At 33.3% G+C, this 13,905-nt stretch carries 14 protein-coding genes; 5 read left to right on the top strand and 9 right to left on the bottom strand.

The annotated features are described in order from the left end of the window. Positions 1–22: 22 nt before the first annotated feature. Positions 23–2,224: a VWA domain-containing protein gene (locus tag IGI64_RS09850; RefSeq protein WP_429940349.1), complete on the bottom strand. Its 2,202-nt coding sequence runs from the start codon at positions 2,222–2,224 to the stop codon at positions 23–25. A 186-nt stretch (positions 2,225–2,410) separates the two neighbouring features. Here IGI64_RS09850 and IGI64_RS09855 point away from each other — a divergent pair, with 186 nt between their 5' ends. Further along, complete coding sequence (locus IGI64_RS09855) at positions 2,411–3,937, top strand: helix-turn-helix domain-containing protein (RefSeq protein WP_429940350.1); 1,527 nt, start codon at positions 2,411–2,413, stop codon at positions 3,935–3,937. A 66-nt stretch (positions 3,938–4,003) separates the two neighbouring features. Here IGI64_RS09855 and IGI64_RS09860 read toward each other — a convergent pair whose 3' ends face one another. The 3 genes from IGI64_RS09860 to IGI64_RS09870 form a co-directional block, all read right to left on the bottom strand. Continuing rightward, positions 4,004–4,423, bottom strand: a complete 420-nt coding sequence (locus IGI64_RS09860; RefSeq protein WP_429940351.1) for a hypothetical protein — start codon at positions 4,421–4,423, stop codon at positions 4,004–4,006. 172 nt (positions 4,424–4,595) lie between these two features. Then, positions 4,596–5,699, bottom strand: a complete 1,104-nt coding sequence (locus IGI64_RS09865; protein WP_429940352.1) for an alpha-hydroxy-acid oxidizing protein — start codon at positions 5,697–5,699, stop codon at positions 4,596–4,598. Positions 5,700–5,870: 171 nt separating this feature from the next. Further along, positions 5,871–6,026 carry a DUF2087 domain-containing protein gene (locus tag IGI64_RS09870; RefSeq protein WP_429940772.1) on the bottom strand — a complete coding sequence of 52 codons (156 nt, stop codon included), beginning with the start codon at positions 6,024–6,026 and terminating at the stop codon, positions 5,871–5,873. Positions 6,027–6,144: 118 nt separating this feature from the next. On the opposite strand from IGI64_RS09870, the gene IGI64_RS09875 reads away from it, so the two are divergent. The 4 genes from IGI64_RS09875 (at position 6,145) to IGI64_RS09890 (ending at position 10,029) form a co-directional block, all read left to right on the top strand. Next, positions 6,145–7,164: a DUF4238 domain-containing protein gene (locus IGI64_RS09875; protein ID WP_429940353.1), complete on the top strand. Its 1,020-nt coding sequence runs from the start codon at positions 6,145–6,147 to the stop codon at positions 7,162–7,164. A gap of 267 nt (positions 7,165–7,431) precedes the next feature. Then, the gene (locus tag IGI64_RS09880) at positions 7,432–8,196 is read left to right on the top strand and encodes an ABC-three component system protein (protein ID WP_429940354.1); all 765 of its coding nucleotides are present in this window, start codon (positions 7,432–7,434) and stop codon (positions 8,194–8,196) included. Then, complete coding sequence (locus IGI64_RS09885) at positions 8,196–8,438, top strand: ABC-three component system middle component 7 (RefSeq protein ID WP_429940355.1); 243 nt, start codon at positions 8,196–8,198, stop codon at positions 8,436–8,438. Before IGI64_RS09880 ends, IGI64_RS09885 begins: the two co-directional genes overlap by 1 nt. Further along, positions 8,413–10,029 (top strand): DUF2326 domain-containing protein, encoded by a 1,617-nt coding sequence (locus IGI64_RS09890; protein ID WP_429940356.1) that lies wholly within the window; start codon positions 8,413–8,415, stop codon positions 10,027–10,029. Before IGI64_RS09885 ends, IGI64_RS09890 begins: the two co-directional genes overlap by 26 nt. A 505-nt stretch (positions 10,030–10,534) precedes the next feature. Here the strand turns inward: IGI64_RS09890 and IGI64_RS09895 are convergent. The 5 genes from IGI64_RS09895 to IGI64_RS09915 all read right to left on the bottom strand — a co-directional run bounded on the left by IGI64_RS09895 (position 10,535) and on the right by IGI64_RS09915 (position 13,870). Then, a complete protein-coding gene (locus IGI64_RS09895; RefSeq protein ID WP_430596457.1) occupies positions 10,535–10,972 on the bottom strand; it encodes a hypothetical protein in 438 nt (145 codons plus the stop codon). 163 nt (positions 10,973–11,135) lie between these two features. Continuing rightward, positions 11,136–12,277, bottom strand: a protein-coding gene (locus IGI64_RS09900; protein ID WP_430596444.1) for an IS3 family transposase whose coding sequence is annotated in 2 segments (ribosomal slippage) — positions 11,136–12,049 and positions 12,049–12,277 — 1,143 coding nt in all. Because the reading frame shifts where the segments join, the coding sequence is not laid out codon by codon here. A 25-nt stretch (positions 12,278–12,302) separates the two neighbouring features. Further along, positions 12,303–12,614 (bottom strand): hypothetical protein, encoded by a 312-nt coding sequence (locus tag IGI64_RS09905; protein ID WP_430596458.1) that lies wholly within the window; start codon positions 12,612–12,614, stop codon positions 12,303–12,305. A gap of 5 nt (positions 12,615–12,619) precedes the next feature. Then, entirely contained in the window at positions 12,620–12,973 is a 354-nt protein-coding gene (locus tag IGI64_RS09910; RefSeq protein WP_002317970.1) for a hypothetical protein, read from the bottom strand. A gap of 15 nt (positions 12,974–12,988) precedes the next feature. Next, positions 12,989–13,870, bottom strand: coding sequence for a ParA family protein (locus IGI64_RS09915; RefSeq protein WP_002317971.1), 882 nt, complete (start codon positions 13,868–13,870; stop codon positions 12,989–12,991). Positions 13,871–13,905 lie beyond the last annotated feature (35 nt).

A 13,905-nucleotide genomic window follows, 5' to 3' on the forward strand; every position in this document is an offset into this window, starting at 1 on the left:
CTTATTAGTTATTTACATTAGATCAGTGGTTCTTTTTGATAAAAATACCACCTGCTAGAACGAGGATAATTAAGCCGCTTATAGAAAGAAGAATTTCATTTTTATGATTCTCATTGGTCTTCGGCAACGTTTTATCTTCGTTTTTTGTATCTGAATCTGTAGTATTTTGGACTACGTTTTCTGTCATACTTCCGGTTGTTTCAATCGTACTTGTTTCTGTCGTTTCAGCGGATGATGTTCCAGTATCTGACGGCTCAGTGGTCATTGTCTCTGGGATTTCCGTTGTTGTGGTTGTTGTATCTGTCGTTTCTGTAGGAATCGATCCTGTATCCGTGGTTGCGGTTGTTGTTTCCGTTGTACTTGTTCCTGTGTCCGTGGTCTCGGTTGTCGTTTCCGTTGTACTTGTTCCTGTATCCGTGGTCTCGGTTGTCGTTTCCGTTGTTTCGGTACCTGTTGTGTCCGTTTCTGTCGTGTCTGTAGGTTCCGTTTCTTTTTGTCGATTGGTTAGTGTAAAATGGTTTCCGTCACTTGTTAGTGTACTTTCAAAATCATCTGGGACATTGACTTCATTGATTGTATAAACAAAATCTTCGCCTCTATTATTATATTTTGGCAAGACAACTTTTTCCCCAGCGACAGTCACTGTTTCAATGTCCGTTTCGAAATTTTCTTTTTTCGTTAATTGCTGTACATCGGAAGTAGTCCAATTTGTCGGATCAGCCACGTCAGCTCTTGCTACCGTATATTCAATGGAATCAGGAATCAAGTCTAAAGGAACATTTTCCCATAATTTTGTCAATTTTAGCTGTACAGTTGGTGCTTTGATCGAAGGAATCGGGAAATCCAATAATTCATTCTCGCCGGTTGGATCTAATGTTGTGCGCCCGTTGCACAAATACCATGTTTCCCCTTTGAAATTTTCAGATTCCGTATTCAATCGCACTTGATAGGTCAAAGTGATACGTTCATCTTTACCTAAAGAAAGACCAGAAATCGTTAACGTCTGATTCTGTTCTCCAACTGTCACACCTTCCAAAAGATCAGCTGCTGGCTGCCAGTTTCCTTCGCTGTCTCTCTTCCAAGCTTGTAATTGATAATTTTCGGGTGTAAAGTTTCCTGCTCCTTGTAATAAAATATCTGTTCCCATCGGATCGGTGATTGTGCCATTTGGAATGGTTTTATCGATTTGATTAGCAATTTCTTTCAATGCCGAACCTAGTCCTGTTAAATTTTCATCGATTGTCAGATACTTCTGGGAATCAGACGCCATATTTCGCCCAATATACTCGCCTCTTGCAGAAGGGTTTACTGCTACTGAATAACAAACAACTCCTGATTTTTTTATAGACATGATCGTTCCTAATGTAGCATCTGTTACTACTGAACTGTTCACAGGAATAGCATTTGTATCTGTAGGATTACTGCTCGTTGTATAATATTGTTCAGAATTGGTTTGAAATTCTTCAACATATGTGTTTGTATGATAACCGTTATAATCAGTGATTTCTCCGTTGTTAGCATATTCTTGCGCATTTTCTGCGGGTAAATAACTGCGGTTTGCACTATCGTCACCAATGTGGATAAACAATTTTTCAGCTTCCGGACGGCTTTCTTCCATCAACATACGCTGTCCTTCCAACAGTCCTTTTTGCATAAATGTTCCGGAATGTGATTCCGCTGTGTTTCGTAAAAAATCCTCCAAATAATCCAAATCCGTTGAGAAACCATTCGTTGTATACACATAACGATTATATGCGACAATACCGATTCGCACATTTCCATTGGCTAATGCACCAGATAATTCATTTCCAAACTGCTGCAGTCCCAGCAATGCACTCTCCAATTTTTCTCCTGTCATTGAGGACGAATAATCAATGACCATGACTAAATCTACTGGTGTAGTAATCTGGTTTCCTTTTACGTCCAAAGTAACATCAAATAAGCCTTGTGTATCTGCTTCTTTTACACTTTTTTTGACATATGCTTCTTCTTGATAGTCAACATATCCTTCCTCATCAAACGAAGCATCATCTGCATTTCCAAAGTTGTAATTGTAGGTATTTCCTTCACTTAAACCATTTTTCAAATAATTTCCAGCTGTATCTTGTTGATAACTAAAGTCATAGGTATCTGCTAAAGTTCTGGTAGTTAACATACCTGTGAATAAGCCAAACATAATCAGTGCCAACACCCATTTAAGCTGCTTCTTCCAACATTTCTTCATTTATTTATCTCCTTTACTTGAATTTTTCAGTTTTTTTTATCAAAAAACTTGAACAGCCCCTAGTATAAGTGAAGGTTTCAAGCAAATGTTTCAAAAAAATGTATATTTTAAATGCAAAAAATTCCATATCACATGTATAATAGTTGGAATAAACATCGAATTTACAAACAGATTGGAGTTTGGAGAATGGAAGTGTTTGATTCTTTTTTCGGTACAGAAATAAAGAAGGAATTAGATTTGCTGCGGTTGTTATATAGAAGAAAACAATTTATTGAAATCGATGAAATCAGCCGCCTGCTTCGCATGGACAGAAGATCGGTCAATAAATACTATGACCTTTTAACGAAGAAACCTTATTTAAATATTATTGACAATGAAAAAATCCTTTTATCAAAACACGGCGCAGGCTATCGCTTCAACGGGACAAAAAAAGATTATAAAATTTTATTGAAGCAAATTTTACAATCTAGTCCTTATTTCGATTTGTTGAGATCCTTGCTTATTGAAGACGGCATTACTATTGCGAAATTCGCCTATGAAAATTTCTTATCCGAATCGACTGTTCGAAAAAAGATTTACGAACTTGAAGAACTTTTGAACGGCTTTGATTTTTCCTTAAAGAAAACAAAAGGCGCCGTTTTTCTTGTCGGTGATGAACGAAAAATACGCTTTTTCATGATTGCTTTTTTATGGCGCACATTTTCAGGACTTTACTGGCCTTTTCCTAACATCGCACAAAGAAAATGTGAACAAATCGCTAAAGACATCTACAAGCAAAGCGGTATCCAAGTCAATACAATCGACCTGAAACTTTCTTGCTATGTTTTGGCCGTAACGATCCTCCGTTTCAGAAAAGGATTCAAACTAGAAGAGCAAAATCTAAACTGGGACTCTCAATTTTCTGAAACTGACCAAACAGTGTTATCCCAACTGATTTATACACAGAGACCCGCTTTTATTATTTTAGAAAAAGAGTTAAGAACGCACTTTCTCTTGCCAGCAGTAGATATTGAATTTATTTTTCTGCTCTTTTTAAGTAATTCAAGCTTGTCTTTGACAGATGAACAACTTGACTTATTTTTTGCTGAACAGCAGGTAAAAAATGCACCAGTTTCTAAAATCCAAACAATTATCACAACTATTATGAAGACTTCTGATTTATCGAATCAAGATGTACGAAGAAAAGAAAAATTGATTACCAAAACAATTCTCTCCGGTATATTATCGGTTGAATTATTCGGAAAAATGGACTTTACGATCACAGGTTATAATATCAAACAATATTTGATGTTAAAGTTTCCTAACTTATTTTTACAAGCGCAACATTTATTATCTGATCAAGAAATTTACTCTCAAAATAACAAGAAACTAGAAGGATTAAGCCTTTACACTGCCGTTGCTTGGTCTCTTGTCATCAATCCAACGCATTTCAATCAGCAGATACGCATAAAACTCGAGACCGACCTGCCTCTTCCGATTGAGTTAGGAATCATGGAACGTGTCCAAACGACTTTCCAAGGCTTTTTCAATATCAAAGTCAGCAATACTTTTCAAGAAGATAACTACGATCTTTGCCTAAGTACTACACCAATCACTGAACTCGAAACAAATAAAAAAGTCCTGCTCATCAACAGCCAAGTCTCTTTGTCCGACTTGCTGGCTATCCAGCAGCAACTTGAAAAGATTTCGAAAAAGAATAATCGTAATTTTTGAAAAATAAATAACCTCCTAAAAACTTGATAAAACAAGTCTTAGGAGGTTAAAGTTCTTTCATAATAGCTATTCGTTAATCATTTTGATATATGCGGTGACACTTTTTTTCATCCAGCTTCTTTTTTCTCCGCCAAACAAAAAATACGATTTTCTATAAGCTGGTGCATGGGTTCTCAATTCAAGTACTTCATATTTTTTCCCATCAAAAGTTAACTGATTACCTTCTCTATAATGTTCTTTTAAATAAGCGAATTTTTTTCGTTCCCACACTCTATACGCAACATCTATGTAGCTGTGGTCTTTTTCTGTATCTTCAAATTTAGTGGATGGAAATCTTTTTCCTTCATAATTAGCGAACCGATCCATCAAAAATGTGACAAGAAAATATAACACAGACAGAATAATGATAAATCTCACACTTGATACTAGCAGATTGCCGCCATCATCAACGCCTCCGCCTGGAATTGTCGTATTATGTTCTTTCATATAAGTCTCCTGCATCTCTTCTTTTATTCTATTGTAGCAAACAATCATTCAAAAAAAGTGATCCTTTAGATAACTTAATATTTTTTTGGAAACTTGCTGCGACGCGAATAATTTTGATTGAAAAAACAGCCCTCTATAAATAGTTAGAGAGCTGTTTCATTTAATTCTTCGTTTACATATAATGGTTATTTCTCAGGTTCGCTTTCTTGATGTCTTCAACGGTTTGCGTGCCTGCTAACTGCATAACCATCTCTAATTCTTTTTTGAAGAAATCAAAGACCTGTTGAACACCTGTCGCACCGCCTAAAGCTAATCCATAGATCACTGGACGACCGATAGCCACCAAATCAGCACCCAAAGCAATCGCTTTGAAAACATGCTGACCACGGCGAACACCGCTGTCAAAAACAATTGGCGCACGACCCGCCACCGCTTCAGCCACCACTTGCAAGGAATCGAAAGAAGCCGGACCGCCATCTAACTGACGCCCGCCATGATTCGATACCCAAATTCCTTGAGCTCCCGCTCCTAGCGCACGTTCCACATCTTCTTCTGACTGCACACCTTTGACATATACTGGCAATTCGGATTCTTTAACGATAAATTCTACATCTTTTGGACTTAATTTTTGTTTAGAAGAACCATATACCGCATCCATTGTTTGACCAATACCTGATTGATAAGCTTGCACGATCGGCATTGCCAGTGGAAAAGTAAAGCCGTTTCGTCGGTCTGTTTCCCGGTTACCGCCAACTGTCGCATCCGCTGTTAAAACAATTGCTTTTGCGCCATTTCGCTTCGCCATAGCCAAAATATCTTTGTTGATTCCATCATCTTTACTCATATAAAATTGGAACCACTGCGGCGCTTCTTCGCCACCCGCTTCACGGATTTCTTCCAACGTACATGATGCATAGGAACTTGCTGTATAAATCGTGCCAAAGCGAGAAACACCTTTTGCTGAAGCTCTTTCTGCTGCCACGTTCGCCAAACCATGCGCTGCTACTGGTGCCATGATAATCGGTGCCTGCAACTTCTCACCGTGAAATTCCAAAGATGTATCGGGTAACTCAAGGTCTTTCAAAACGTGAGGAATAATCAATTTATGATTGAAGGCGCGTTCATTTTCCTGATAAGTGAAGATATCTCCCGCACCACTGCTGATATAGCCATAGCCGCCTTTTGGAATTACTTCCTCTGCAGCGATCTCTAGGTCACGCATATTAATAAAATCAATTGCACCTTCTGCTGTACTTGCTTGATAAATTTTTTCCATGCCATTCCCTACTCTCCGATAAGATAACGTTTACATTTTAATCGTACGCCTAATTTGTTTAGGGGGCAAGTTATATGTTTTATTAGAGCAGAGCAAAGGAAAAATATTTTTTCGGTGAAATCGGTGAAAAATAAAAAGAACTCTTAATCATTTTTCTTACATTTCCTTGGTCTAATCTAAAATTCTTTCATATTCCTTACCATATGCATCCCTGGATGAAAACTTGTATTCAATCAAGTTTCTTCTTAATAAAGCATAATCGTCGTAGACTTTTTTCAAGATCTCGTTTACTTCCTTTATTGATTCAAAAAAAAGAGTTTTAAAAATATGTCAGATTTTTAATAGTTTTCACTTATAAGTAATCATGACAGAGTAACCAAACCATTGAATCCTCGTTGATTAGAAAGAAAAAAAGAATATACTATTCCTATGAGGAGGAATTATTTTGAAAATTAATAATCACTATGTACCAAAAACATATCTGAAACAATGGGCTATTAATAATAAAATTTATGAATATAACCTTTTAGTTCCCCATGACAAATATCCTAAATGGAAAAAGGTTTCTATCTCACGAACTTCAAGTCTTGACTCATTATATCTATATTATGATGAAGGCGAAATCACCGACGAAATGGAAGATTTTTTTTCAACTGAATTTGAAATGCAGTACAACTCATTCATCGATAAAATTAACACTTACTCTATTCTTGACAAGAATGACAAAGAATACATTTCAAAGCTAGTTGCAAGTCAATACCTCAGAACATTGAAGGGCTTTTACCGTATTCAAAAAATTGTAATAGACACATTTCCTGATATTATTGAGGATTTAAAATTTTCAATGGAACAAGAGTTTAAAACAACAGGCACTTTACGAGTTGATAATAAATCAAGACTAGAATATGACAACTTTATTCCCTTAAAAGTTGATATTCAGAAATTAGATGAGGAAAAATCTGGTTTGAATATACAAACAATTGCTGGTAAATCATTGTGGTTGTTTTGTATAAAGCATTTCCTTACTTCAACTTATAAAATTTTAAATAAGATTTCATGGTGTATCTATGATGCTCCTAATAATTTTGAATGGGTTACTTCCGATGATCCAGTAATTTTTCTGAACTACTTTAATAAAAATAATTACAATTTTAATGGTGGCTGGGGCGTAAATAATACAAATATTATTTTTCCTTTATCTCCGACAAAGTTATTATTTGCAACTATTGGCCAGTCTACCACTCCCTACCAAAAAGCAACACTGTCTTTTGCTGAGGAAATTCAAAAATATATTGTTGAGAATTCTCATTATAAAATATATTCGCGAACTGTTAATCAAAAAATCACAAAAATGCGTAAACGTCATGTAGATGAAAAAAAATTCAGGGAATTCAATGATTCATTAAAGGATTTCCATGACAATTATGTGGATATTGAAATTCCTTTTTTAAAAGACAAACTTTAGATAAATAAACTATTGTTTTTTTGAAAATTGATTAACCCACTTAATATAATAGCTAACTTGTAAGATAAACGAACTGATTGGTATTCATTTCAAAGATTCATTACCATTCTTTAAATACTGCTCCTTACATCGAAGCAAACTAAATTATAAAGAAACAAAGTTAAATTATACAATTTGATTTTTTTAATTATTTCCATTTTTTAAAATCTAAAAATTCTATAACTTATAACTGCATAATGATATAATAACAATAAAAAGGAGATTTCTATGGGGGTTACTGATAATAGACGAATACCTACTGAAAACGAAAAATTGCTTCTTCATACTGAAGTCGATGGTCGTTGTCCTATGTGTGGTAATTCACTAACATATAAAAAAGGAACTAAAATTTACAAATCATTTGAGATAGCTCACATTTATCCAGCAAATCCTAAGGAAATAGAAAAAGAAATTCTTAAAGACATGCCTTTGTTAGATTCAGATGTAAACAATCTTAAGAATCTGATTGCTGTATGTCCTAGGTGTCATACTAAATTTGATAATCCTAGAACAACTGATGAGTATATGAAATGGTACATTATAAAACAGAAACTACTTTCAAATGCTGAACTAAGGCAATCATTTTATCTCTTTAACATTGAAGAAGAATTGAAGAACATACTTGAGAAATTAGATGATGAAGCAATTGAAGAGCAGTTAGTTCAATTAAACTTAAACTCATTAAGAATTGACCAAAAAACAAATGAGACTATGCCTTATGCTATTAAAAGAAGCATTAAAAATGACGTAGTTGATTATTTTGACTACATAAAAAATGTATTCTTAGAAATGGACAAAATATCACCTAGAAAGTTTGACACACTTGCCTCGCAAGTGAAATCATTTTATTTAAAGTGTTCTCAAAGTTGTTCGAATCAAAATCAATTATTTGTAACATTAGTTGACTGGCTTGATGAAAAAACAGAACATTATTCAAAAAGAGCATGCGAAATTGTAATCGCTTTTTTTATTCAAGATTGCGAGGTATTTTGATGCTATTCCCAAATAAAATAACGAAATTCCAAGAGAGCACCATCTCTAAGTTAATTTTTATATTAGATGAGTTGTCCTCTAAACCATTAGGAATTGTCCCTCTCTATACTAAATTAATGAAACATTTTGAAGATTTAGATCAGTTTATATTAGCTCTAGATGTATTATTTTTATTAGAAAAAATTAGATTTGATGAGAAATGGGAGGTACTTATCTATGTTAAAAAGGATACGATGTACTAAATTCCAACAGAAAGAGATTATTTTTCATACAGGATTAAATTCTGTTGTTGGAGATGATATTGCTACAAATTCTATTGGTAAAACAACTCTTTTAATGATAATTGATTTCATTTTTGGTGGGAATGACTATATAACTAAAAACAGTGATACTATTGAGAACTTAGGTCATCACGAATTTCTTTTTTCCTTTGAGTTTGCTGACCAAGAATACTATTTCAAACGGAGTACAGAACATCCGAAAGACATCATTATATGTAATAATAATTTTGAAGATATAAATAAAAAAACAGTGGATAAATATTGCCTGTGGTTACAAAAAAAATATAATTGTGTAGTAGAGGATTTATCTTTTAGAAACATTATCGGAAGATATTTTAGAGTTTATGGCAAAGACAATTTAAATGAAAAACGTCCTATTCAATACGTTGCTAAAGAAAAAGAAAATGTGTCTATTTTGAATCTAATTAAATTGTTTAACAAATATAAACCCCTTAAATCCTGTGAAGAACAATTAAAGGACTTACAAACTAAGAAGAAAGTATTAACTGATGGCAGTAAGACAAATATGATTCCTATTACTACTACTAAAAGAGAATACAAGTTCAATGAATCGAAAATTACTAAGTTGTCCTTAGAATTGGAAGAATTAAAAAAAGATATAGTGAATCAAACCGTTGACGTTGAATCATTGATTTCAAAAGAAGTACTTGAACTTCAAAGTGAGAAAAGTAGATTAACTGTTCAAAAAAATGTTTTAAACAATAGGTTGCGTCGAATAAAAACGAATATTGAAAATAAAAAGTCAAAAGTATATGCTGAACTAACCTCCTTTACTACCTATTTCCCCAATTTTAATGTAGAACAAGTCAATAAATTAGACGAATTCCATGATAATCTTACTAGAATTCTAAAAGATGAACTTACTAATGTAAAAAAAGTTTTGTCTGATCAAATCACTACTTTAGAAACCAAAGTAAATGAAATAGATTTACAAATTGTCAGGACTCTCGAAATTAAGAATGCACCAGTTCATTCAGTTAATAGATTAATACAACTAACAACTGAACTAAATGAAATTATGGAACAAAATAGAAACTATAAAAAGCGTAATGAGTTAACAGCTGGTATAAATGATACGAATTCAATACTTTCAGAACTAAAAGTTACTATAACTGATGATATTTGTGATCAAATTAACAGATCTATGAGTAAGTTCATCAAAGAAATATATTCTGATGGTCGAAGAACTCCCAATTTTAATATTCATAACAATCGATATACCTTCAATACTTATGGTGACACAGGAACTGGTACAGCTTTTGCAAGTTTGATTTCATTTGATCTCTCCTTACTTAAATTGACTTGCTTACCTACTCTTATCCATGATTTGCCCCTTCTAAAAAACATAGAAAACAACGCTTTAGAAAATATTTTTAAATTATACAGTAGAAGTGAAAAACAAATTTTTATCGCTATAGATAAATTAAGTTCATATAGCAAAGAAAGTAAAAATCTAATCGAAAATAGTAAAGTATTGCAATTAAATAAAGATAAGCTTTTATTCATTAAAAATTGGAAAAATGCAAACTAGATGAAAAGACATTTCTAAAAATAGGAATGTCTTTTTTATATCTAAATAACTTATAAAGAAATGAAAAACTCATGAAACATCTACTCAATCATAAAGTTTTTAAGAGGACTAGACAGATTTACAATTATTTTCATCCCGAACATAAGAAATACAACGTAGATCGATTTGCACAATTTATTAAAAAAATTTTTTTAATCGCCGTTTTAGTTTTTTATTTAGTTAGCTTTTAATAAAAAAGTAAGCACTAGAAATATTGATAAATCAACATTTCTAGTACTGAAAATTGGATTATCCCACAGACCCTTCCAATGACTCTTTTGGGAAGCAATGGACCGGAACTGGCTTTATATAAATAATTCATTTGACAAATTACCATAGACTGACAGTGTATATTATCAGGTACTATCATCGATAACGTAGCCAATATCGTACCCAAAATAGCAGGTAGAGAAGTTATTTGAATAATGAATTGTAATAACATGTTATTACAATTCATTATGGAAATTTACTTAAACAGCAATTCCATTGTTTCCTTCCCTACTAAATATTCAAGCAAACTTTTACGTCTATGAAAGCACCCATCAACATACTCCTTATATTCCGATATAAGCATTTTATCAAATATTTTCAATAATTTTTTTACTCTCTCATAGTAATCATTAACCTCATTCAATGTCCAATTATTTCTGACCGACTCTTCAAAAATATATACTAATGATCCTTCTAATAATTTTCCGCCATGTATATATTCACAAGCTGTTGCATACTCGCTTTTTATTAAAGAAAAATCGGTATCTTTCAATTCAAACAAATATTCTTTATCTTTTAAAGAATCAATTAGACTTCCCGTCACATGGCTTTCTTCATCAGTTGTTTTAGTTAACAATCTACAAAAATTTTCAATAATAGATCTTTCATTTACATATACATGGATTTGAGTCAAGACCTCGGACACGATTTGCGAGAGTTTTTTTCGAGATTCCGGCGGGCGAGTATCTCATCGTTTCGACCAGCCGTCAAACCAAAACCGTTTGACCGCTGATCGAAGCGATGAAGTTGAAGCCCTGTGGAAATCTCGCAAAAAAAATGTAGGTGGCAGCTAGGAACTATGCCTGCAATGCCAACTCCTCCATCTGATTTGGTGTTAAATAATTAATACTGCTATGGATTCGCTTGCGATTGTAAAATCCTTCAATGTATTGAAATAACGCTAAATGAGCGGCTTCAAAGTTTTCATACGCTTTTGATGGATAGACTTCTTCTTTTTTGAGTGATGCGTGAAATGATTCGATACCGGCATTATCGTAGGGACAGCCCTTACGACTGAAGGAGTGCCGGATGTTTAATTCTTTCAGCTTTACCTCGTAGGCTTCGCTGGTGTACTGAGAACCCAAATCTGAGTGGATGACTAGGTTCTCGGAGGGTATGTGGTTTAAGAGCGCATGGTCAAGGGTTTCGATGACCAATTCTTTGGTCATCTGCTTGCCAAACTTCCAACCGATGATTTTCTTTGTGTGGAGGTCTTGGATAGTGGAGAGGTAGGTCCAGCCATCTTTTAGGGTATGAATATAGGTGATATCTGTCACCCATTTTTGATTGATCGACGTAGTGGTGAAATCTTGGTTTAACAGGTTTTTGCGTCCTTCACTTTTAACTTTCGCTTGCTTGCCAGGCTTGTATTTTTTGAGGGTGATTGAACGTAAGCCCAACTTTCTCATCAGTTTTTGTACTCGCTTTAGGGACAAGGTTTCGCCGCGGCCAACAAGAATCTTATGAATTTTGGGCGCACCATAGATACCCTTGTTTTCAAAGTAAATCCCCGAAATCAAGCGGCTTAGGCGTTCGTTTTCTGATTGGCGTTTGGAAGGCTTCTTTTTCTTCCAGTCATAGTAGCTGGATTTTGGTGTTTCCAAAACGGTACACATCTGTTTTACGTCATGATCATTTGCATTTGATTGAATAAATTCGAAGACATCACTCGTTTTTACTTTTGAGCGAATATGGTTAAAGCCTTTTTTAGGATGGTGTTTTCCTCCTGCATGCGGGCCATTTCCTTTTTCATTGCTAGGATTTCTGCCTCAGTCATGCCGGTTGCTTCATTCTTTGTATGAAGCTTCTTCCAGCGATAAATCGTTTGTGTAGCGATACCATATTGCTCTGCCAGTTCCTCGACCGATTGGCCAGACTGGTTTAAATCTAAAATCATCTTCTTAAAGTCTTCATCAAATTTTTTCTTGGCTTTTGCCATCTTGGACACGTCCTTTTCTTAGTAGTTAAATTCTACCAAATCGTGTCCATGAAATCATCTTAACATCAACATAACGCATTTCATGTTTAATCAAGCTAATAATTAAATAATAAAAATCTGAAATTAATACCTGGCAGAAATAGTTTGTTCCATATGGTAGACTTTCTGAGTAAAAATATTTAAAGAAGATTATTCTTTTACTAATAAAATTAAAAAATGAAATATCATTTTCTCTTAATATGCTAGAATTTTCTTCGCCATATTTTTTCAAAGTTAAACTAAATTCTTGAATATCACTTTTCAAACTTTTTATTTCATCATATGTCATATCACCCATAATTCTTAATCAACCCAACCACTAAATAAGTTCTTTTCTGTTTTATTATTTTGTGAATTACTTGATTTTTCAATCATTTCCACTATATATATATTAAGTTTCTTTCTATATTCTGACTGTTTTTCTTCTGAGGACTCATTTATTAATCGATTGGTTCTTGCTAAAATCATTGTTCTTGATCTCATAACATAGTCTTTATAGGAGACCCCAAAAACATTTTCCAAGAAGGGCTTCAAATCAACATTTTTTTGAAAAAGTTCCTTTGATAAAATAATCTCAGTAACAATCCCTAAAATTTTATATTTAGGTAATACTTTATTTTTCAATTCATTTCTATATAATATTAAATTTTTATACATATATTATTCCCCTCTTTATTCTTGATCAGCCTTTTGTATTCGATCAATAAATTCTATAGCAATAGCCTCAATATCCTCTTTAGAAGACTTATATTTTGTTGGAAGAGTTCCACCAGCTCCAAATTGAATATTATTAACTGTAGTTGTCACAGAAGTAAATATATCTATATCGCTTACCTCACGTTTGCTCTCAAAACTTTCCTTTATTTTTAATTGTTTTGGAGATAAATTTTTGTTAACCATTGTGTAGATAAGACCTAGACATTTTAAATTTATTCTTTCTTCCCTAATCAAGTTTTGTACTGCTTTTTGTAAAGAACCAATACCTACTATAGAATATCTATCTATTCTATTAGGAATTAAATAAAAATCTGAGGCCATTAGAGCACTGTCGGTGTAAATCGTTAAAGTAGGTGGACAGTCAATAATTATATAGTCATATATTTTTCTGAGCTCATTATCTTCCACAAAATTTCTAATTCTTTTAACAAAGGTGTGATCACTTACTTTATTAACTAAAACTAAGTTTAGGTCACCACATAATATATCTAAATTATCCTTTAAATCAATAATCACTTCTTCTTTATCAGGAGTTTCATAAGCTTGACTCATATCAACTTGAGGTTTAAACAGTTTATAAATAGTTTTTCCTGCGGGTAAAACTATTTCAGAATAGTAATTTATTTCACTACTAGGATCTTCATAACCTTTACTTTTATAATTGTCTAGCAAAGCTTGAGTGCTATTAAATTGAGGATCAGCATCGATTAATAAAACTTTACAATTATTTAAGTCAGATAAAAAATCTGATAACCCAATGCTTAAAGTTGTCTTACCAACTCCTCCCTTCATGTTGATAACAGAAACAATTTTACCATTTTTTTCTTCATTTCCCATACAAAATTCCTCCTACTTACTGCACTATATATTTT

The organism is Enterococcus sp. DIV0210g (assembly GCF_050559705.1).
Taxonomy (GTDB): Bacteria; Bacillota; Bacilli; order Lactobacillales; family Enterococcaceae; genus Enterococcus_B; species Enterococcus_B faecalis_A.

What these genes read in the sequence shown, in the direction of transcription:
- IGI64_RS09910 (WP_002317970.1), bottom strand. Translation starts at nt 12,973, where the DNA reads ATGTATAAAAATTTAATATTATATAGAAATGAATTGAAAAATAAAGTA.
- IGI64_RS09860 (WP_429940351.1), bottom strand. Translation starts at nt 4,423, where the DNA reads ATGAAAGAACATAATACGACAATTCCAGGCGGAGGCGTTGATGATGGC.
- IGI64_RS09885 (WP_429940355.1), top strand. Translation starts at nt 8,196, where the DNA reads ATGCTATTCCCAAATAAAATAACGAAATTCCAAGAGAGCACCATCTCT.
- IGI64_RS09880 (WP_429940354.1), top strand. Translation starts at nt 7,432, where the DNA reads ATGGGGGTTACTGATAATAGACGAATACCTACTGAAAACGAAAAATTG.
- IGI64_RS09905 (WP_430596458.1), bottom strand. Translation starts at nt 12,614, where the DNA reads ATGGGTGATATGACATATGATGAAATAAAAAGTTTGAAAAGTGATATT.
- IGI64_RS09865 (WP_429940352.1), bottom strand. Translation starts at nt 5,699, where the DNA reads ATGGAAAAAATTTATCAAGCAAGTACAGCAGAAGGTGCAATTGATTTT.
- IGI64_RS09850 (WP_429940349.1), bottom strand. Translation starts at nt 2,224, where the DNA reads ATGAAGAAATGTTGGAAGAAGCAGCTTAAATGGGTGTTGGCACTGATT.
- IGI64_RS09855 (WP_429940350.1), top strand. Translation starts at nt 2,411, where the DNA reads ATGGAAGTGTTTGATTCTTTTTTCGGTACAGAAATAAAGAAGGAATTA.
- IGI64_RS09890 (WP_429940356.1), top strand. Translation starts at nt 8,413, where the DNA reads ATGTTAAAAAGGATACGATGTACTAAATTCCAACAGAAAGAGATTATT.
- IGI64_RS09915 (WP_002317971.1), bottom strand. Translation starts at nt 13,870, where the DNA reads ATGGGAAATGAAGAAAAAAATGGTAAAATTGTTTCTGTTATCAACATG.